The sequence below is a fragment of the Providencia sp. PROV208 genome (genome assembly GCF_028479465.1).
GTDB classification, from domain to species: Bacteria; Pseudomonadota; Gammaproteobacteria; order Enterobacterales; family Enterobacteriaceae; genus Providencia; species Providencia alcalifaciens.
On sequence record NZ_JAMPNS010000016.1, the window covers coordinates 66,599 to 85,101 of the forward strand.

The 18,503-nt window shown below is 40.9% G+C and carries 22 protein-coding genes; 13 read left to right on the top strand and 9 right to left on the bottom strand.

The window, feature by feature from the left end:
• Nucleotides 1-116: 116 nt before the first annotated feature.
• The 3 genes from PR766_RS12925 to PR766_RS12935 form a co-directional block, all read right to left on the bottom strand.
• Entirely contained in the window at nucleotides 117-479 is a 363-nt protein-coding gene (locus PR766_RS12925) for a hypothetical protein (RefSeq protein ID WP_006659447.1), read from the bottom strand.
• Between the two features lie 184 nt (nucleotides 480-663).
• Nucleotides 664-1,113, bottom strand: coding sequence for a methyltransferase family protein (locus tag PR766_RS12930; protein ID WP_006661973.1), 450 nt, complete (start codon nucleotides 1,111-1,113; stop codon nucleotides 664-666).
• A 103-nt stretch (nucleotides 1,114-1,216) separates the two neighbouring features.
• Nucleotides 1,217-1,615 (bottom strand): hypothetical protein, encoded by a 399-nt coding sequence (locus tag PR766_RS12935; protein WP_036960669.1) that lies wholly within the window; start codon nucleotides 1,613-1,615, stop codon nucleotides 1,217-1,219.
• A 537-nt stretch (nucleotides 1,616-2,152) separates the two neighbouring features.
• On the opposite strand from PR766_RS12935, the gene PR766_RS12940 reads away from it, so the two are divergent.
• Nucleotides 2,153-2,857: a MarC family NAAT transporter gene (locus tag PR766_RS12940; protein ID WP_006661975.1), complete on the top strand. Its 705-nt coding sequence runs from the start codon at nucleotides 2,153-2,155 to the stop codon at nucleotides 2,855-2,857.
• On the opposite strand, the gene PR766_RS12945 is transcribed toward PR766_RS12940, so the two are convergent.
• Complete coding sequence (locus PR766_RS12945) at nucleotides 2,851-3,510, bottom strand: transglycosylase SLT domain-containing protein (RefSeq protein WP_006661976.1); 660 nt, start codon at nucleotides 3,508-3,510, stop codon at nucleotides 2,851-2,853. The genes PR766_RS12940 and PR766_RS12945 overlap by 7 nt on opposite strands.
• Nucleotides 3,511-3,881: 371 nt before the next feature.
• Between PR766_RS12945 and PR766_RS12950 the strand changes: the two genes are divergently transcribed.
• From PR766_RS12950 to PR766_RS12970, 5 genes are all read left to right on the top strand, one after another.
• The gene (locus PR766_RS12950; RefSeq protein ID WP_154636475.1) at nucleotides 3,882-4,793 is read left to right on the top strand and encodes a metal ABC transporter substrate-binding protein; all 912 of its coding nucleotides are present in this window, start codon (nucleotides 3,882-3,884) and stop codon (nucleotides 4,791-4,793) included.
• On the top strand, nucleotides 4,794-5,684 hold the full coding sequence (locus tag PR766_RS12955; protein ID WP_006661977.1) for a manganese/iron ABC transporter ATP-binding protein: 891 nt from the start codon (nucleotides 4,794-4,796) through the stop codon (nucleotides 5,682-5,684).
• Nucleotides 5,681-6,571 carry a metal ABC transporter permease gene (locus PR766_RS12960; protein ID WP_006661978.1) on the top strand — a complete coding sequence of 297 codons (891 nt, stop codon included), beginning with the start codon at nucleotides 5,681-5,683 and terminating at the stop codon, nucleotides 6,569-6,571. Before PR766_RS12955 ends, PR766_RS12960 begins: the two co-directional genes overlap by 4 nt.
• Complete coding sequence (locus PR766_RS12965; RefSeq protein WP_006659439.1) at nucleotides 6,564-7,430, top strand: metal ABC transporter permease; 867 nt, start codon at nucleotides 6,564-6,566, stop codon at nucleotides 7,428-7,430. The genes PR766_RS12960 and PR766_RS12965 overlap by 8 nt, the downstream gene beginning before the upstream one ends.
• A gap of 246 nt (nucleotides 7,431-7,676) precedes the next feature.
• Nucleotides 7,677-8,546 (top strand): fructosamine kinase family protein, encoded by an 870-nt coding sequence (locus PR766_RS12970; RefSeq protein WP_006661979.1) that lies wholly within the window; start codon nucleotides 7,677-7,679, stop codon nucleotides 8,544-8,546.
• A 64-nt stretch (nucleotides 8,547-8,610) separates the two neighbouring features.
• Here the strand turns inward: PR766_RS12970 and PR766_RS12975 are convergent, their stop codons facing one another.
• Nucleotides 8,611-9,150, bottom strand: a complete 540-nt coding sequence (locus PR766_RS12975; protein WP_154636474.1) for a YniB family protein — start codon at nucleotides 9,148-9,150, stop codon at nucleotides 8,611-8,613.
• 303 nt (nucleotides 9,151-9,453) lie between these two features.
• Here PR766_RS12975 and hxpB point away from each other — a divergent pair, with 303 nt between their 5' ends.
• From hxpB to PR766_RS13000, 5 genes are all read left to right on the top strand, one after another.
• A complete protein-coding gene (gene hxpB, locus PR766_RS12980) occupies nucleotides 9,454-10,119 on the top strand; it encodes a hexitol phosphatase HxpB (RefSeq protein WP_006661981.1) in 666 nt (221 codons plus the stop codon).
• Between the two features lie 191 nt (nucleotides 10,120-10,310).
• On the top strand, nucleotides 10,311-10,901 hold the full coding sequence (locus PR766_RS12985) for a metal-dependent hydrolase (protein ID WP_036960653.1): 591 nt from the start codon (nucleotides 10,311-10,313) through the stop codon (nucleotides 10,899-10,901).
• Between the two features lie 166 nt (nucleotides 10,902-11,067).
• On the top strand, nucleotides 11,068-12,459 hold the full coding sequence (locus tag PR766_RS12990; RefSeq protein ID WP_006661983.1) for an L-cystine transporter: 1,392 nt from the start codon (nucleotides 11,068-11,070) through the stop codon (nucleotides 12,457-12,459).
• 251 nt (nucleotides 12,460-12,710) lie between these two features.
• Nucleotides 12,711-13,100 (top strand): YkgJ family cysteine cluster protein, encoded by a 390-nt coding sequence (locus tag PR766_RS12995; RefSeq protein ID WP_006661985.1) that lies wholly within the window; start codon nucleotides 12,711-12,713, stop codon nucleotides 13,098-13,100.
• A gap of 212 nt (nucleotides 13,101-13,312) precedes the next feature.
• Nucleotides 13,313-13,621 (top strand): hypothetical protein, encoded by a 309-nt coding sequence (locus PR766_RS13000; protein WP_154629803.1) that lies wholly within the window; start codon nucleotides 13,313-13,315, stop codon nucleotides 13,619-13,621.
• A 154-nt stretch (nucleotides 13,622-13,775) separates the two neighbouring features.
• Here PR766_RS13000 and PR766_RS13005 read toward each other — a convergent pair whose 3' ends face one another.
• On the bottom strand, nucleotides 13,776-14,099 hold the full coding sequence (locus PR766_RS13005; RefSeq protein ID WP_006661987.1) for an AzlD domain-containing protein: 324 nt from the start codon (nucleotides 14,097-14,099) through the stop codon (nucleotides 13,776-13,778).
• Complete coding sequence (locus tag PR766_RS13010; protein WP_006659429.1) at nucleotides 14,099-14,770, bottom strand: AzlC family ABC transporter permease; 672 nt, start codon at nucleotides 14,768-14,770, stop codon at nucleotides 14,099-14,101. Before PR766_RS13010 ends, PR766_RS13005 begins: the two co-directional genes overlap by 1 nt.
• Nucleotides 14,771-14,842: 72 nt before the next feature.
• Here PR766_RS13010 and PR766_RS13015 point away from each other — a divergent pair, with 72 nt between their 5' ends.
• A complete protein-coding gene (locus PR766_RS13015; protein WP_036965092.1) occupies nucleotides 14,843-15,412 on the top strand; it encodes a helix-turn-helix domain-containing protein in 570 nt (189 codons plus the stop codon).
• 31 nt (nucleotides 15,413-15,443) lie between these two features.
• Nucleotides 15,444-15,620, top strand: a complete 177-nt coding sequence (locus PR766_RS13020; RefSeq protein ID WP_006659427.1) for a DUF2526 family protein — start codon at nucleotides 15,444-15,446, stop codon at nucleotides 15,618-15,620.
• Between the two features lie 135 nt (nucleotides 15,621-15,755).
• On the opposite strand, the gene PR766_RS13025 is transcribed toward PR766_RS13020, so the two are convergent.
• Together PR766_RS13025 and PR766_RS13030 are read right to left on the bottom strand one after the other, a co-directional pair.
• Nucleotides 15,756-16,940 (bottom strand): M20 family metallopeptidase, encoded by a 1,185-nt coding sequence (locus PR766_RS13025; protein ID WP_036965095.1) that lies wholly within the window; start codon nucleotides 16,938-16,940, stop codon nucleotides 15,756-15,758.
• Nucleotides 16,941-16,997: 57 nt separating this feature from the next.
• Nucleotides 16,998-18,221, bottom strand: a complete 1,224-nt coding sequence (locus tag PR766_RS13030; protein WP_006659425.1) for a hypothetical protein — start codon at nucleotides 18,219-18,221, stop codon at nucleotides 16,998-17,000.
• Between the last annotated feature and the right edge of the window lie 282 nt (nucleotides 18,222-18,503).

An 18,503-nucleotide genomic window follows, 5' to 3' on the forward strand; every position in this document is an offset into this window, starting at 1 on the left:
AATCGACGTAGTTGAACAACGGCGCATAATGTGGGTCGCAAATTTCAATATTCGGTAGAAAGACAACAAAAAGGCTATCCGTTCATCAAGGGCGATAGCCTTAAACAAATGAAGGATTACCAACAACCGCGGTGATTACCACGTCCCCCCCACCCTCCATTACGGTAAGGTCGGTTGTATTGTTTGTCTTCTTCATTTCTGATTTTTAGTGATAGGTCATCAAGTTCTTTTACCAGTGCTTTCACTTTGGCATCATCATCACTAGCACCAGCATCATACAGCTTGTTCAATTCAACACGCTTATCATCAAAATCCTTCACTAGCTTAGTAAGCTCGTTATTCTGACGATAATTATTCTGGCTGTAATTATTTTGATATCGATGATCATAATTTCCATTGCAGTAAGGGCATGCTGCTGCAGATGCGGAATACAATAATATCGAAGAGACAATAGCGCCTAATAACACTTTTTTATTCACGGCAATAACCTCACAAGTTTATGGGTTATACCAGTTTATATACACCGTGGAATAAACGCCTTGAAATATGTCAAAATAATCAACTAAAGTTAAATATCATGAACCAGATCACCAAAAAAACCAAAATCAAAAGGTAAAAATACTTATAAATAATTAAATCTCAATATATTACACCAAAGAACTATCACAGCCAGCGACGAGTTTGCTGAGCATAAGACTGCCACTCATCTTTAAAGTGAGCCGACAAAAATTTCTCTTCTTCTGGAATGGTGTACAAATCCGTTATTAGCCAAAAGACCAAACCTGAAACCAAAAAATAAGGTGAATGTGAAAATAACGCCAAGCTTAAGCTCATTGAAGTAAAAGCAAGGTATAGCGGATTACGTGACAATCGATAAGGACCGCGAGTAATTAATGAAGAAGCTGGTGCCAGCGGATTAGGCGATGTTTTTTGCTGAAGAAAATAATATAAACTCGCGCCAATCCACCCGAAAGCCTCGAGAGCAACTAGAATACCAATAATTCCCATCCATCCAGAAAAGCTCCAATAAAAGCCTTCTTTGAGGTGTAGATAATAAGCAGCAAATCCGTTCAGTACTAACCAGTTAACAAATGGGAGTTTAAAAATGCGCATCACATATCCTAGATTGATATTCATATAACAAGCATATCATGGATAAAATGCTAAAAATTAGCGGTAACTATCAATAACGTTGTTCGGGTAAATACCTGCTCTTTTATGAACGGTACCCTAAAGAGAATACACTTTTTAATCCTTCAAGATTGGCATATTCTTGTTGGCATACTGAATTGCGCACATCACTAGGTAAATTATTTAATCTAGCTTGAATATTTGCAATTTGATCTTCTAATCCGTTCATTCCTTTCACTTCAACAACATCTGCATTTGCTTGCAAATAATCTGCAAAACTCCTTAAATTATTTTCTAAACTTTCGCATGCATTATTAGCCAATCCATTTTGAACCATAAAAGCGCTAACAGAGTCAGGTAATAATTGAGAAATCGATGGGAAAATAGATTGTTTCCATGTTTGAGGAAACAGAATCAATACTGCAGCAATAGCCAAAACAAGCAGCATCGATGAAGTGACTAATGGTGATAGTAACCGTCTCATTGGCTATCCTAATATTCTATTTAACATGAAAATTAGAATACACAATAAACCGTAAAGCAGTTTTTAAAATAAAAAAGAGTTTGTAAAGAATATTCCAATTATATTTCCAATAAATAGGATTATCATCTAACAATAATCTTTTAACGAATTTACATAACCTGTCAGTAAAACACATTGTACTGTATATACTCGATAACAAATGAACATAAACCCCCTCTAGCAAAATGCCCTTGACCTTTTTATCTCACATAAAAAGGTTTTTTTTTGCCCAAAATATTGAATATTTTTAATCCAGTCACGTAATCCTTTGTTATTCATTAACTAATTATACTTATTCACATCTGAATAGGGATGTTATCCACAGTTAATGTGAACAACTTTGTTGTCCTCTGAGTAAAAACATTACGTGATCCCACGTAAATAACGCTTTAGCCTTAAATTTTTAAATGAATATTCTTTAGACCTCACAAATTTGTAACAATCTTTGTTATAGTCCCAAGGAAGCAATTCTAGATTAATTGGAGGGCAGTTTTCGACATGCAAGATATTTTACAACTGTTTCAAGCTGTTGGTCTTGGGTTAGTGTTACTCCTTCCACTAGCTAACCCGCTAACTGCCATTGCTGTCATGCTAAGTATTTCATCCAATATGACCAAAGAGCAGCGAGATCATCAGTCACGACTTGCTGCAATCTATGTTTTTATTATCATGCTCGTCGCTTTTTATGCTGGTCAATTAGTCATGAGTACCTTTGGAATTTCAATTCCAGGGTTACGTATTGCTGGAGGGTTGATCGTTGTCTTTATTGGTTTTGGAATGTTGTTTCCCAACTCAGAAAATAGTGAAGATACCAACAATCCCCCTGCTGATGATTTAAGTGTTCCCAAAAAACGTCAAGGTAATCAAAATATTGCCTTCGTTCCTCTGGCAATGCCAAGCACCGCAGGACCCGGTACTATCGCCATTATTATTAGCTCAACCGCATCTTTGCAAGGAGATATTGGCTTTGCACCTTGGGTGATCATCGTTGCCCCGATTATTGTCTTTCTTATTACCAGTATGATTGTTTGGATTGGACTACGTGGTGCAACGTCAATTATGAAATGGCTAGGAAATAGTGGAATTGATGCGATAGGACGTGTAATGGGCTTTCTATTAATTTGTATGGGAGTGCAATTTGTTATCAACGGTATTGTTGAAATCATCGCGCAGCTCCCACACTTACTGGCTGAATATCAGTAATTCACCGCTAATGCGTTATACGCATTTTTGACTTTCCACAAATAACGTGGCGCTTGTGGTGCGGGGTGTTTAGATTGAACATGCTGATAAAATTCTTCTGGGGATAAGTTATTGATCATTGCAATCGCTTTTGACTTATCATTATCAAATGTTCGTAATAATGCCCCTGCGCCATTGACGTAAGCCACAACGGTTGCATAGTACATCGTTTGAGGATGGCTAATGCCCGCCAAGTGCTGCTCTTTGAGGATACGAATATAAGCGGTGCCAATATCAATATTTTTACGCGGATCTTTTAAATCGCTAGAACTTGGTTCACCCGCTCGCCCCTGAAAACGGTATGCATCGCGTCCTGCCGTAGATGCTTTAATTTGCATCAAACCAATCGCATTCGATTTGCTTACGACTTCTGGTCGGAAGTTAGATTCTACTTCAATAATCGCTCTAATCAGCGTTTCATCCACACTATAACGACTAGCAGATTCACGAATAAATTCATCATAAGGCGTTCGCGGGTAGCTAGTATTGGCTGCCGTGTTCGGCATTTGATTACGATTATCTAGCATTCTTGTTCTGTTCGCGGTTTTATTGGGATCACTTGAACAACCTGCCAATAGCAAAAGGACAAGCGCACTGCCGACCATTTTTTTCACTGTTATATCCTCTGCAAATTAAAACACCAAAAGAATAGCTAATCTTTAGAAAAATAATACATTTTTTACTTAACTTTTACTTCTGGACGTGTTTTAGTCATGTTAAATAATGATGTGAATTATCAACTCATAAACAACATAAATATCACTTTTGGCTTTTACGGGCATTTTTTATAATTGATATTGATAATCATTATCAATTGAGATATAAATATTATTCGCTAGAAAGACCATACACATTATAGCGTTAATACCCTTAATGTGAAAATGAAGGCTTATTCGAATCCCGTAATGCACTGAGTTAATTAAACAGGTGCTTTGTGAAAACATTTAGCCAATTAGTACAAGTGACCCAACGTTAGGACTTATTTATGAAAACATTTTTATTCCGATTATCTACGCCTTTGCGGACAGCACTCATCGCGCTTGCGGCTATTCTATTTGTCAGCCAACCCGCTTTAGCCAAGAAGTTTAAAGTGGTCACAACGTTTACTATTATACAAGACATTGCTCAAAATGTAGCCGGTGATGCCGCAATTGTCGAATCCATTACTAAACCTGGTGCAGAAATTCACGGTTACCAGCCGACGCCTAAAGATATTATGAAAGCCTATGATGCCGATCTTATCTTATGGAATGGAATGAATTTGGAAGTTTGGTTCCAACGTTTTTTTGAAAATCTTAAAGATGTCCCTGCGGTTGTGGTCACTGAAGGTATTGAACCAATGCCAATTCGTGAAGGGGAATATAAAGATAACCCAAACCCTCACGCATGGATGTCCCCTGCAAACGCACAGATTTATATCGAAAACATTCGTAAAGCATTCGTGAAATACGATCCCTCAAACGCAGAAACCTACAATGCGAATGCCAAAAAATATTCTCAAGAAATTGCAGCACTTGATGCGCCACTACGTGAACGTTTAAACCGTATTCCTGAAGATAAACGTTGGTTAGTCACCAGTGAAGGCGCATTTAGCTACCTAACCAAAGACTATGGTTTCAAAGAAGTCTACTTGTGGCCAATTAATGCTGAAGAGCAAGGGTCACCAATGCAAGTTAAAAAAGTCATTGATACTGTTCGTGAACACAATATTCCAGTTGTTTTCAGTGAAAGTACCATTTCAGATAAACCGGCTCTGCAAGTCAGTAAAGAAACAGGTGCAAAATACGGTGGCGTACTCTACGTTGACTCCCTGTCAACCGCCGAAGGTCCTGTACCAACTTACATTGACCTGTTGAACACGACCGTTGATACCATTGCAAAAGGATTTTCACAGTAAATGAGCCATACAAATCAGTTCGAGCATCCAACGCTAATTGTTGATGATGCAACAGTTACCTATAACAACGGTCATACTGCAATTTATGATGCTAGTTTTAATATTCATGGTGGTTCCATTTGCGCACTTGTTGGCGTGAATGGAAGTGGTAAGTCCACCCTGTTCAAAACCATTATGGGGTTAGTCACCCCATCTTCGGGTAGTGTGACCCTGAATAATCAACCCATTAAAGCGGCATTAAAAGAAAATATCATTGCTTACGTCCCCCAAACCGAAGAAGTCGACTGGAATTTCCCTGTCCTCGTATCTGATGTCGTGATGATGGGGCGATATGGCAAGATGGGGTTCTTTAGAATCCCTAAAAAGGAAGATAAAGATGCCGTTAAAATGGCATTAGAGCGCGTGGATCTAGCCGGTTTAGAAAATCGCCAAATTGGTGAGCTCTCTGGTGGGCAAAAAAAACGCGTATTTTTAGCCCGTGCGCTTGCCCAGCAAGGTAAAGTGTTATTACTCGATGAACCATTTACTGGTGTCGATGTAAAAACAGAAAACGCTATTATCGATTTGCTGCGTAGTCTGCGTGATGAAGGGCATTTAATTTTAGTTTCTACCCATAACTTGGGAAGCGTGCCTGAATTTTGTGACCATGTGATCTTAATTAACCGTACCGTGCTTGCCAGTGGTCCCACAGAAACGACCTTTACTCAACGCAATTTACAGCAAGCGTTTGGTGGCGTGCTGCGACACATTAACTTATCCGGTCAAGAGCTTCACGATGATGATGACCCTCGCTCTGTCACTGTTATTACGGATGACGAGCGCGCAGCTGTCTTCTATGGTCACGATCATGATGCACCGGTTAGAAAAAATCAGCCTAAGGAATCCGAATGATCGCGTTGTTACTGCAACCATTTGAGTACAACTTTATGGTTAAGGCAATTTGGGTCAGTGCCATCGTTGGTGCGGTGTGCGCTTTCTTATCGGCTTATTTGATGCTCAAAGGTTGGTCATTGATGGGAGATGCCCTCTCCCATTCCGTCGTACCCGGTGTAGCTGGCGCTTATGCACTAGGATTACCTTATGCCGCTGGCGCCTTTTTTACAGGGATCCTCGCGGCACTTGCGATGACGTTTGTTAAGCATCTCACTCGATTACGGGAAGATGCCGTTATTGGGTTTATATTTTCCACGTTCTTTGCCGCAGGGTTATTAATCGTTTCCTTGAATCCAACATCGGTCAATGTGCAAAGTATTATCTTCGGTAATATTTTGGGTATTGCGGACGCCGACGTGCTTCAAGTCGAAATCATCATCGCAATTTCATTTGTTGTTCTGATGTGTCTATGGAAAGATTTACTCGCAGTATTCTTTGATGAAAGCCATGCTCGTTCTATTGGTTTAAACCCACTACGCTTAAAAATTATTTTCTTCACCTTATTAAGTGCATGTACTGTTGCTGCTCTGCAAACGGTGGGGGCGATTCTCGTTATCGCGATGGTAGTCACTCCAGGTGCTACGGCTTATTTGCTCACAGACAAGTTTAAAACTTTGCTGATTATCTCAGTCTCTATTGGTACTGCAACAAGCGCGATTGGCGCTTACCTCAGCTACTTTTTAAACGGTGCAACAGGTGGGCTGATTGTGACATTCCAGACTGTCATTTTCCTACTGGCATTCTTCTTTGCACCCAAACATGGACTGATCGCCTCTCGCCGTAAAGCGCGTATCGAAGTGGCGGACCTGCATCAAAGCAAACAACAAGGAGCCACCCATGAATGATTTTATGGACTTACTCATGGCGCCTTTCGCATTTCCATTTATGCAAAAAGCCTTAATCACCGCGATTGTTACGGGTACTGTCTGCGCTATTTTATCCTGTTTTTTAGTGCTAAAAGGCTGGTCATTAATGGGTGACGCCATTTCCCATGCCGTGTTGCCTGGCATTATTATCGCGTCATTAATCGGTATCCCTCTGGCTATTGGGGCTTTTGTTTCTGGGTTATTCTGTGCTATTGCAACGGGTTACTTAAAAGAAAATAGCCGAATAAAAGAAGACACCGTCATGGGTATTGTTTTCTCTGGTATGTTTGCCATCGGCTTAGTAATGTTCGCAAAAATCGACACGGAGCAGCATCTCACACACATTTTATTCGGGGATATTTTAGGGATCACCGATGATGAGTTTAAGCAAATTTTGCTGTTTGCTGGGATAACCATTGCCATTATCTTACTCAAACGTAAAGACTTTATGCTTTACTGCTTCGACCCAAATCAAGCGCGAGTCATTGGGCTTCCTGTCAAATGGCTGCATTATGGCTTGCTCTCATTACTCGCCTTAACCATCGTGGCATCATTACAAGCTGTCGGGATCATTCTGGTGATTGCCATGCTGATTTCACCGGGAATTATCGCCTTTGTTCTATGTCGAAGTTTTGGTTGGATGTTAGTGATAGCGATTATCGCCTCCGTCACATCCAGTGTGCTGGGCACCATTGTCAGTTTTCATATCAATGCGACGACAGGCCCGACTATCGTGGTGATCCAAGCCGGTTATTTTGTTATCGCCTTAATCTACAGCAAGCTCGTCCTAGCCCGTCGAAAATCACGTATCACTCGCCAAGATTTGCATACGGCATAACCACAAAAAGCTGAATCGGGGTCTCACCTATTCAGCTTTTTACTCTACCTTATAGATTCCATATCAAAGAAACAGCCCCGTACACTCTCCTTCCCCGTAAGAATAGGCACTCATCCAATTTTTGATAAAAATCAGCCACAACCATTTTCTTGATATGGCGTAATTTTTAAACAATGATCACTGTTAATTCCTAAATTGTCGCTATAGTATGGTATGAGTGAAGACCAAATCACAGTGAGGTGGATCATGTGGCAAGCGATGAATCGTTTATTAATTGAACACTTTGGTGAAGCAGAGCTGCACAATAAAGTGATTCTTTCTGGTGGAGATATTCATAACACCTTAAGAATCGATTATGGTGAGCATACTGTGTTCGTGAAACAAAATCGCCGTGAGTTTCTCCCCCTCTTTAAACAAGAGGCAGAACAACTCGAAATGCTAGCGAAAAGCCAGACTGTGACCGTGCCGAAAGTCTACGGTTTAGGCAGTAATAAGCATAATAGCTTTCTTCTCCTCGAATATTTCCCATTAAAACATTTTGATAACACCAATGCGTGGCATTTTGGACAACAATTGGCTCGACTGCATCAATGGGAAGAGCAACCAAGTTATGGTTTTGATTTTGATACTATGCTCAGTACGACTGTTCAGCCAAATGGATGGGAAAAGCGTTGGAATGCATTCTTTGCAGAAAAACGTATTGGTCTTCAATTACAAATAGCGTCCGAAAAAGGCATGGTTTTTGGTGATATTCAAAAACTGGTTGATATTGTTAAACACCGTTTGTCCGGGCATCAGCCTCAACCTTCTTTATTACACGGTGATTTGTGGCCAGCAAACTGTGCCATCACCAACCAAATAGATGGCGTACTTTACGACCCTGCATGTTATTGGGGTGATCGGGAATGCGATATCGCCATGTTGCCATTGTATAAAGAAATTCCTATTCAAATTATTGATGGCTACCAAAGCGTTTGGCCGCTACCCGCAAGTTTCTTAGATAGGCAACCAATCTATCAACTCTATTTCTTACTCAATCAAGCCAATATGTTTGGCAATGAGCAAAGCTATCTGCATGCCCGCAATATTATTGATAATTTACTCGCAGATGAATAATCTAAACTCAGTGATGCGCTGCACGGGAATAAACCTGATGCAGCGCAGGATTATGATGGGAGAATTACCAATTCAGGAGCTTTAATGCAAAATAGATTACAATCCCTAAGACTATCGGCCAGAAATACATCAAAAAGAACTGTTTAAAAATAGTGTGTCGGGGAATGGTCACTTTAGATTCTAATTCTTCTTTTGTGACCTCACTGCCTTTAGCATTCTCTAGAATGACATGGTCTTCAATGCTTTCACGAATAAACTTAATTTGACGATACATGCGTAAGCCTGATGCGCTTAGTGCTAATCCCACAAAGATAAAAATAAAAATAACAAAAAATCCGATACAGCTACCAGAAAAACCTTGGCTTACTTCAGGAACTGGCGAATTATTCCAAAATACATTTAAAAATGGTGTGCTTTGTCGAGCCATTTCTGCCATCAATTTCACAAAATCATTAGCAACCGCATTGATCCCTTCACCTTGAATTCCTTTCAGAGCAGCGAGTTTAATTAATGATGCTAACGTAGAAATTAATGCTACAAAAAATACGATCCAGCCCAAAATACGTTTGCCAATCGCAAGAGAATTTGCCTTGTGGTAATTCATTACAACTATTCCTCAGAGTTTTTTTCTACGCTAATCATAGCCGATAATATTTGCTGGCTCCAAATTTCTATAAAAAAATGATAGTTAAAAATTGAGTTTCGGATTATTCAAAAATTTAATTGCATTCATATCACCCGCTAAATTCAAATTTTCAATAAAATCATGTGATAGCACATATATCTCTATAACCGAAAGTCATGGCTTGTTAGAATAGTTTTAGACACTAAATTGACTGTGATTAAAATGCAGCGACAGCCCCCATACCCTATTTTCAAATGGGTATCTAAATGAATGGAGTTTGCTATGTATCATAAATTACCTATCCAATCTGTTATCTTTGATATGGATGGTTTGCTGATTGACTCGGAACCTTTCTGGGAACAGGGAGAAGATGAAGTATTTGCAGAGTTAGGGGTTGATTTATCCATCAAGCACACGCTTCCAGATACCCTCGGTTTGCGTATCGACCACGTTGTTGAACTTTGGTATAACGCATCCCCTTGGCAAGGCTGCAGTTTAGAAGAGGCAAAACAGCGTATTATTGACAGAGTCATTGGCTTAGTCGAAGAGAAACGCCCATTGTTGCCCGGTGTCCAACATGCATTAGAGTTATGCCGTTCAATGGATTTAAAAATTGCGTTAGCATCAGCATCTCCGGATTACATGTTGGAGAAGGTACTGAATTTATTTGATATTCGCCATTATTTTTCTGCGGTTGTTTCCGCAGCAAAATTGCCTTTAAGCAAACCCCATCCTGAAGTTTATTTAAAAGCCGCAGCAGAATTATCGACAAAGCCTATTCACTGCGTTTCATTGGAAGATTCCTTTAATGGCATGATTGCAGCAAAAGCCGCAAGAATGCGCTCTATCGTGGTTCCTGATAACAAGCACTTCAATGACCCACGCTGGGGTTTGGCAGATGTCAAACTCGCTTCATTAAATGATTTACGTCCAGAAAATTTACGTTAATCTTAAATGAATTAGTGATGATTTCTTTCCCCTACATTATTTGCGTAGGGGAAATTTTGAAAAGTATAAAAATCTACGGTTATTAGCTAATAAATAAGAGTTTTTTTAACTCTCACCCTCTACCAAATTCCGCTCAAACCCATTATACTGCCCGCCTACTGTATAGATAAACAGATGGTATTTTATCCACCATGACTGCTGAAGGGCACCTGCTTTTTTCTGTCGCCTCACTCATAATGGCTCATAAACTGCAAATTACGCCAGAGTTCGCTCAGGGTGATTGGTTGCATATGGTGCCAGGCGTTTTGCTGGGTGCCTTATTGCCGGATATCGACCATCCATCATCCATTCTTGGGCGACTTTTTCGTATTATTTCTATTCCCATATCCAAGCTCTGCGGTCATCGAGGCTTTACGCATAGCCTTATTGCATGGCTAATTTTGCTGATTTCCAGCTATCAATGGTTACCCCATTATTGGGATTTACCCCCTGACCTTATCCAAGCGTTTTTACTTGGTTATATGAGCCATTTAATTGCCGATATGCTGACGCCATCCGGTGTCCCATTTTTATGGCCATTACCATTACGTTTCTGTTTTCCCGTTCTACGCGGTAAATCTAGTAAACGCGGAGAACGCTTTATTGCCGTGCTTTTGACCGTCTGTGCGGTGCTTATACCCGCAGGGCATCCAGCTGACTGGTTCCAGCAAATAGAAAGCGTACTAAATTATTTTAATAATCAGATAAATATACACTTACCGACAAAAACATCACTTTTGTAATATACTGTAAGTATAAATCAACCTAAATTATAACTTTTGATTATAAGTAATGACTAACTTCAACTGATATCATATAACCAGTTGTTAGAAGAAACGAAATCCTTATACCTATTAAGGATTAACAACAAGAATCATTATGTAAAATAATTACAATTTGGAGTGCGGAATGAATATTCCCCTGATTATCAATGTGCTCGTTTTCGTAGCACTTTTAATACTGTTAGCAAAACTCGGATCGAATGGTTGGAGCCTATCCAAAAAAGTCTTACTGGGTCTGGTATTCGGTGTTGCTTATGGTGTGGGACTGCACCTGGTGTATGGTTCTGGTCACCAAACGGTAAAAGACTCCATTCTTTGGTTTAATATCGTTGGTAATGGTTATGTTCAACTATTACAAATGGTGATTATGCCTCTGGTATTTGCCTCAATTCTGAGTGCAGTAGCTAGACTCCATAAGGCATCTTCTTTAGGGAAAATCAGCTTTTTAACCATTGGCACACTGCTGTTCACAACCGCTATCGCTGCTCTAATCGGTATCTTGATTGCTAACTTGTTCGGCTTAACTGCTGAAGGGTTAGTCCAAGGTCAATCTGAAACTGCACGTTTAGCTGCCATTGAAACAAATTACATTGGTAAAGTATCGGATTTAACCGTTCCGCAATTGATCCTGTCCTTTATCCCGAAAAACCCGTTTGCTGATTTAACAGGTGCAAGCCCAACATCTATTATTAGTGTGGTTATTTTTGCTGCATTCTTAGGAGTAGCGGCACTGCAACTGTTCAAAGATGATAAAGAACGTGGTGAAAAAGCATTAGCGGCTATCGATGTGATGCAGGCTTGGGCAATGAAATTAGTCCGCTTAGTCATGCGCTTAACGCCTTATGGTGTGATGGCACTGATGATCAAAGTGGTCGCAAGCTCGAATTTAGCTGACATCATTAATTTAGGTACCTTTGTGGTTGCATCATACGTGGCATTAGCCATTATGTTTGTGATTCACGGTGTCTTAATTGCGACAACCGGTTTAAATCCGATTAAATTCTTTAAGAAAGCAGGTCCTGTACTGACATTCGCCTTTACTAGCCGTTCGAGTGCTGCAAGTATTCCACTGAATATTGAAACGCAAACTCGCCGCTTTGGTGTACCAGAATCGATCGCCAGCTTCTCTGCGTCTTTCGGTGCAACTATCGGTCAAAACGGTTGTGCAGGTATCTACCCTGCCATGTTAGCGGTTATGGTGGCACCAACAATGGGTATCAATCCATTTGACCCACTGTGGATCGCGACTTTAGTCGGTATTGTGACTATCAGCTCTGCGGGTGTCGCAGGTGTGGGTGGTGGTGCAACGTTTGCTGCACTGATTGTACTGCCAGCGATGGGCTTACCTGTTACTTTAGTCGCGTTATTGATTTCAGTTGAGCCATTAATTGATATGGGTCGTACGGCACTGAACGTGAGTGGTTCAATGACTGCAGGTACCGTGACTAGCCAATTAATGGGCGAAACAGACAAATCCATTTTTAACCAAGAAGATGACGGTGATTTGAAACACGTTTAATCGTCCTTATCACCGAATACTCCCTGAAACCTGCCCGTTGAACGGCAGGTTTTTTTATAGTTATAACTCACTGAATTTTTTACTTTATTTTGACCTGATTGCAAATATTGGGCTTTTACTCTAAAAAATATTGCCAATACGTAGAGCTGCGTAACATAATAGCGGCTGAGCAACATTTTCTTAGGCTTCCTGCCTGTGTTGCGTCTCCCGTTTCCTACGGGAACTATCAACTTCATTGTTAGATTTTTTATATGACCAATATTATTCATATACTAAAAACTGATCCTTCAGATAACCCTTGTGTCAACTGTGGTGCTTGTTGCGCCTACTTTCGTGTCTCATTTTATTGGGCTGAAGCGGAAGCTGGCGGGGGCTCTGTACCTCAGCATTTGACAGAGCAAATCACCCCGTTTATGAGCTGCATGCAAGGCACAAACCAAAAACCAAATACCCGTTGTACGGCACTAACGGGTAACGTAGGTGAATGTGTGTCATGTTCCATCTATGAGCAGCGTCCGACTCCATGCCGAGAATTCGAACAATCATGGCATAACGGCATACACAATGAGGCCTGCGATCGTGCTCGTGCAGCCTATGGTTTACCCCCTCTTGAGCCTCAGCAACCACAAATTGCGTGCTAACCCCGTCAATGACCCAGAGATGTTCTGGGTTATCTTTATTCTTCTTTCGCTGTCATTCTTTTCATAAAATAACGGCATTATTTTCCATAAAATGTGTAAAGAAAGGATAAAACATGCAGGAAATATGGAGCTTTAGTCAAAGCAGGTAAAAGCCATTGCGAGCGAAACCTAATTGATGAATTATCCTCTCATCACGTAATGAGGAGATAGAAATGAACAAATTAAACCAAGGTTTACTCGCTGCTATTTTAATGTCTGTAGGCTTTGCCGCTGCTGCAGCCAATGTTGATATGAATAAATCACCACGCCATCACGGTGGCAATCACCATAATATGGTGTATAGCGTGACAGAACAAACCACCAAACCAAACGAAACCCTCAAAAAACTGGCGAACGATACACCTAAAATTGAAGATGGCAAACGTTACATGGTGAAGATGTCTGTCGTGGAAGTACCAGAGTTCAAGCCTGCACAGCCGATGCCGATGCCAGTACCGGCTACAGCACCCGCAGCAAAGTGACAAATGAATTACCCTAAACCATAGGCTATGCCTGTTACACTGATAATGCCAACCATTTGGCATTGTTATTTAAAAATCAGTATCTTACTTGCACACAATAACGTTTAGGTATATCCCTAATTTTGCCCCTAATGCCATAGGGGCTTTTTTTTGCTTAAAATAACCAACGCAATGCTGCCGTCATCAATGCTGCCGATAACACAATCACAATAAATGGCTTACGATACCAAGTGAGTATTCCTGCAACGGCCACACCAATAATTTTAGGAAAATCAGATAGTTCATCACCTGAGAAAACCGTTGCTGTCATCGCTACAGAAAATAAAATGACAATAGCTGCCGCCGAAAAGAGTGCTTTATTTTGCTCAGTGAGATTCACTCGACCTTTTAGCAAAGCCCCAGATGCACGCATCAAATACGTGCCAATTGCTAAAATAAGGATCCCACTCATCATCAACCATGAATGTTCCATCATCATTATTTCCTTATATAGATAACTAAACTCAACAGTGCGAGTAATACAGGAATACCCGCGGGTAACACTGGTGTTGTTACCATAGCGATAACCGCGCCGATTATGGCGGCTAATCTCAGGCGTTTATCTTTTAGCGCCGGCAAACTGAGCGCCAAAATAATGGCAGGAAACATTGCATCCATCCCAAGGGCATGAGTATCTTGGATAAAGCTCCCCAGGATTTCACCTATAATTACTCCGACAGGCCAGCAAATCAAAATACCTAACCCACATAGCCAGAATGCAGCTGTTTTCTCTTGCTGACTTTCTTGCGCCAAACCAAATACCACACTTTCATCATTCATAATGTGGTACCCCAGCAACGCTTTCGGTCCTTTTCCTGCTAGCTCACTCACAGCAAAACTAAATGGAATATGACGAGAATTGACCAATAAGCCCGCTAAAGCAGCGGATATCGGACTTCCCCCAGAAAAAACAACACCAATAAATAAAAACTCAGACGCGCCCGCTAAAACCAAAATAGACAATACCAGCGGAACCCACCAATCAAAGCCTTGTGAGTGAGCTAAAGCGCCATAAGATATCCCCACAATTAGGTCCGCAATACACACCAGTGCAATGTTTTTCACTGTGCTATTATGGAGAATAGAAAACTGAAATGTAGATTTCTGCATAGAACGACCGTTCGATATAAAAAACATTCGTTCATTATGTCGTTACATTAGGCTAAGTGCAATTAAAATAGGATGTTTACGTTGACCTTATTCACGCCCCCAATCGAATTAATTTCAAAATCCTTGGCTTGTGAAAGGCAAAAAAGTGGGATGTCTCTCTCCGAGCTTGCCCGTAAAGCGGGGATAGCTAAGTCCACATTATCCCAACTTGAAGCGGGCAGTGGTAATCCCAGTATTGAGACGTTATGGGCACTGTGTGTCGCCTTGGATATTCCATTTTCGCGTTTAATTGAGGAAAAGCGTGCAGCGGTAACGGTGATCCGCCACGGTGAAGGCACACCAGTTAGTGCAGAACATGCAAACTATTTGGCATACCTGCTCTCCTCTGCTCCAGTCAATTCCCAGCGAGATATTTATACGGTTGTCGCTCAACCCGGACGAGATCGTATTTCATCACCCCATATGCAGGGGGTCACTGAACACATTATTTTAATGTCAGGACGAGCCTTAGTCGGTCCTCTCGAGAATCCCGTAGAACTCAATGTCGGTGATTACATTCATTATCGTGGTGACGAGCCACATATCATGCGTGCACTTGAGCCAAACACCATGGCCGTCATGGTGATTGATAAACAGAATTGATTAACGAACGCTACGCTTAGGAGAATTTACCGTGGATTATTATCAAGATATAGCCAATAAAGTGGCATTACTGCTAGATGAAAACATCGTTCATAACATGAATGAAATGCTGATGCAGCTTTCTCATGATGAGCAGCTCACCCAAGAACAACGCTTTGAGTTACAACAACGTCTCAGAGAAGCTATTTTTGTTCATCATAATTCGTAATCAACATCATAATTCTGTATTTTGTATCAAAGCCGAAAGATCCCAGTTTATTGAGTAAAAAAAAAACCCGAACGATATTGCTTACCGTTCGGGTTATATTCAATATATCAACACTAGACTCATACAATCCCAGCCTTAGAATTTATCTTGCTGTAAATAAGACCATGCATACTGCGCATAAAGTTCCGCACCGGATGCCATGACGTCTTCATCGATGTTAAAACAACCGTGGTGATGTGCCCATTGAGTATCTTTTTCTGGGTTACCCGAACCTAATAGAGCGAAACATCCTGGGATATTTTCCATATAAAAGCTAAAATCCTCGCCACCTGGCGTCGGCTTTTCCGCCATTAAAGCCTGTTCACCGAATGCTTCCGCTATCACCGATTGCGCCAATAATGCACTACGCTCCTCATTAATAACAGGCAGTGTTCCGTAGATATAATCCACTTCTGCCGTTGCACCATACATTGCTGCTGTATGATCAGCATAACGGCGAATCGCAGCTTCAATGCGATTACGTGTTTCAATATCAAAACAACGTACCGTACCATCGAGCACCGCATTTTCGGCAATAACATTGAACCGTGTCCCAACATCCATTTTACCGATAGTCACCACCGCAGAATCTAAGGATGATGTTTCACGAGAAACGATAGCTTGCAAATTCATGACAAATGATGAGGCAACAATCGCGGCATCAACGGTAGCCTCAGGCATTGAACCATGCCCCCCGCGCCCTTTAAATTTCACGACCAATAAATCCGCAGAAGCAAAAGTGCCTCCCACATTACATGACACTTTTCCGGATGGTGTCGTTGACCAAATATGCATGCCGAACACGTTATCGACATTATCCACAGCCCCTTGTTTCACCATCGCTTTAGCGCCTTGCGCTATCTCCTCAGCAGGTTGAAAAATGAGGCGGATATTTCCTTTTAATTCATCACGAACTTCATACAATGCTTTAGCGGCGGTCAACAACATCGCCGTATGTGCGTCATGCCCGCAAGCATGCATTTTCCCTTCGTTTGTCGATTTATACTCAAGAGACTTATTCAACTCTTGCACAGGTAAGGCATCAATATCTGCACGTAAAGCGACTGTTTTTCCAGGCTTGCCGCCCTTAATGTCTGCAATAATCCCTGTTGGTTCAGTCAGCCGATATTCGATGCCTATTTTCCCTAGCTCTTCAGCAATTCGTTTTGTCGTTCTCACTTCCTCGAATGGCAATTCTGGATGAGCGTGAAGATCTCGTCGAAAAGCTATCATCCCTTCAGTGTGCTTTTTAATGGAAGCTGTAATGTTATTATTGACCATTTTCTGTCCTTATTTATTTTTTAACGCCTTATTATTATGCGTTTTTATATTCAGTTATTACGCCGCGACAGGCACGATATAAGCTACCATGATGCCCGCTAATACCACAGATACCATGGTGACAGAGATAAATCCGCCAACTAGCATCGGTCCTAACATGTGACTGGTTAAAATCTGACGCTCTTTTTCATCTTTGGTCAGCGCATTTATCGCTTCATTGGTAATGATATAATCTGCTGGGAATCCATATAGCGCAGTCAATGAAACCGCAAATGCCATCTCTTTTGATACCCCTAAAATTTTCCCTACAATCCACGATGCGATGAACATGCCCACCACAGCGGCAACAATCAACACCACCATTGGATAGACCAATCTCAGCAACATATCAGGCGTCGCGTGATTTAACGTATCAAAGATGAACAGCATCAATGCCATGATAGCGAAACCAAAACCGTTCGCTTTCTGTAACGGTTGCCTCTCCAAAAAGCCCATCGAAGACGCGATGACACCAAATAATAAGCACAGAACAAATGGGCTGATACTGACATAAGGCGCAGCAACCGTAGAAGCCAAATACGCTAAATAGCCCACTACCACTAATCGTAAAAATTGAAAATAGCTGGTGTTATAGTGACTTGGAATACGTTTAAACAATCGAGGCATTGCACTTTCTGACGCTAATGTTTTTACTTCAACATCATCCGCGCCATCAACGGCCAAAGACTCTTTCCATGCGCCACGGCGGTATTGCTCAAGCACTCGGCGCCCTTCACGTTTCAGCATAATTGCCGTTAATGGGTATCCCGCAAAGCCTTGCATCACATAAATTAAGATGGCAAATACAGATAAATCCACCAGTCCTGCTTCTGCCGCCCCTTTTGACATGATCAACGAAGAAACGATACCGCCCACTAATGGTGGAATTGCCACTAACACGGTATTTAAATCAAATAAAGCGAGACCTACGCCATAAATAAAAACGATAATTCCCAAAATACCAGATAACGAAATTAAGATAGTTTTCCATTGATGCAAAAGTTCTTTCAATGACAGCAATGTGCCCATGTTCGTAATTAACAAATACATCAACATGACAGCAACCACTTTAGGGATCCCTGCAATGCTAACAATATCTTTTGGGAAGAACGTCCAATAACCTAAAAGAAATAATACTGCGCACACAAATACCGATGGGATCCAAGCTTTTGTTCGTACCGCAATGGCATCTCCGATGTACAGTATCCCAACAATTAATAATAGAGCTAACATTTGTGACATGACTTTTCCCCGTATTTATTATTTTTATTTATTTCCGTTGTAGTTTTTTATAATTAAAATTTGGTTTTAATTAAACTTTGACATTCAAATGGCGAGTAAATTAAAACCAAACGATATATATCCATCCAACCCATTACAATTAAACAACAAATTCATCATATCACTGAAAAAATGGATGTATAGATTAAGTTACAGTGTAAGGATGAAAATACACTAATAGGGTATTACGAGTGACATAGTCATATATAAGGTTGGATAATTGAAAAACAGAAACATCACTTT

Excerpts from the sequence above, each read along its gene's own strand:
- PR766_RS12930 (WP_006661973.1), bottom strand. The coding sequence starts at position 1,113 with ATGCGCATTTTTAAACTCCCATTTGTTAACTGGTTAGTACTGAACGGA.
- PR766_RS12935 (WP_036960669.1), bottom strand. The coding sequence starts at position 1,615 with ATGAGACGGTTACTATCACCATTAGTCACTTCATCGATGCTGCTTGTT.
- PR766_RS12940 (WP_006661975.1), top strand. The coding sequence starts at position 2,153 with ATGCAAGATATTTTACAACTGTTTCAAGCTGTTGGTCTTGGGTTAGTG.
- PR766_RS12950 (WP_154636475.1), top strand. The coding sequence starts at position 3,882 with ATGAAAACATTTTTATTCCGATTATCTACGCCTTTGCGGACAGCACTC.
- PR766_RS12955 (WP_006661977.1), top strand. The coding sequence starts at position 4,794 with ATGAGCCATACAAATCAGTTCGAGCATCCAACGCTAATTGTTGATGAT.
- PR766_RS12960 (WP_006661978.1), top strand. The coding sequence starts at position 5,681 with ATGATCGCGTTGTTACTGCAACCATTTGAGTACAACTTTATGGTTAAG.
- PR766_RS12965 (WP_006659439.1), top strand. The coding sequence starts at position 6,564 with ATGAATGATTTTATGGACTTACTCATGGCGCCTTTCGCATTTCCATTT.
- PR766_RS12970 (WP_006661979.1), top strand. The coding sequence starts at position 7,677 with ATGTGGCAAGCGATGAATCGTTTATTAATTGAACACTTTGGTGAAGCA.
- PR766_RS12975 (WP_154636474.1), bottom strand. The coding sequence starts at position 9,150 with ATGAATTACCACAAGGCAAATTCTCTTGCGATTGGCAAACGTATTTTG.
- hxpB (WP_006661981.1), top strand. The coding sequence starts at position 9,454 with ATGTATCATAAATTACCTATCCAATCTGTTATCTTTGATATGGATGGT.
- PR766_RS12985 (WP_036960653.1), top strand. The coding sequence starts at position 10,311 with ATGACTGCTGAAGGGCACCTGCTTTTTTCTGTCGCCTCACTCATAATG.
- PR766_RS12990 (WP_006661983.1), top strand. The coding sequence starts at position 11,068 with ATGAATATTCCCCTGATTATCAATGTGCTCGTTTTCGTAGCACTTTTA.
- PR766_RS12995 (WP_006661985.1), top strand. The coding sequence starts at position 12,711 with ATGACCAATATTATTCATATACTAAAAACTGATCCTTCAGATAACCCT.
- PR766_RS13000 (WP_154629803.1), top strand. The coding sequence starts at position 13,313 with ATGAACAAATTAAACCAAGGTTTACTCGCTGCTATTTTAATGTCTGTA.
- PR766_RS13005 (WP_006661987.1), bottom strand. The coding sequence starts at position 14,099 with ATGATGATGGAACATTCATGGTTGATGATGAGTGGGATCCTTATTTTA.
- PR766_RS13010 (WP_006659429.1), bottom strand. The coding sequence starts at position 14,770 with ATGCAGAAATCTACATTTCAGTTTTCTATTCTCCATAATAGCACAGTG.
- PR766_RS13015 (WP_036965092.1), top strand. The coding sequence starts at position 14,843 with ATGTTTACGTTGACCTTATTCACGCCCCCAATCGAATTAATTTCAAAA.
- PR766_RS13025 (WP_036965095.1), bottom strand. The coding sequence starts at position 16,940 with ATGGTCAATAATAACATTACAGCTTCCATTAAAAAGCACACTGAAGGG.
- PR766_RS13030 (WP_006659425.1), bottom strand. The coding sequence starts at position 18,221 with ATGTCACAAATGTTAGCTCTATTATTAATTGTTGGGATACTGTACATC.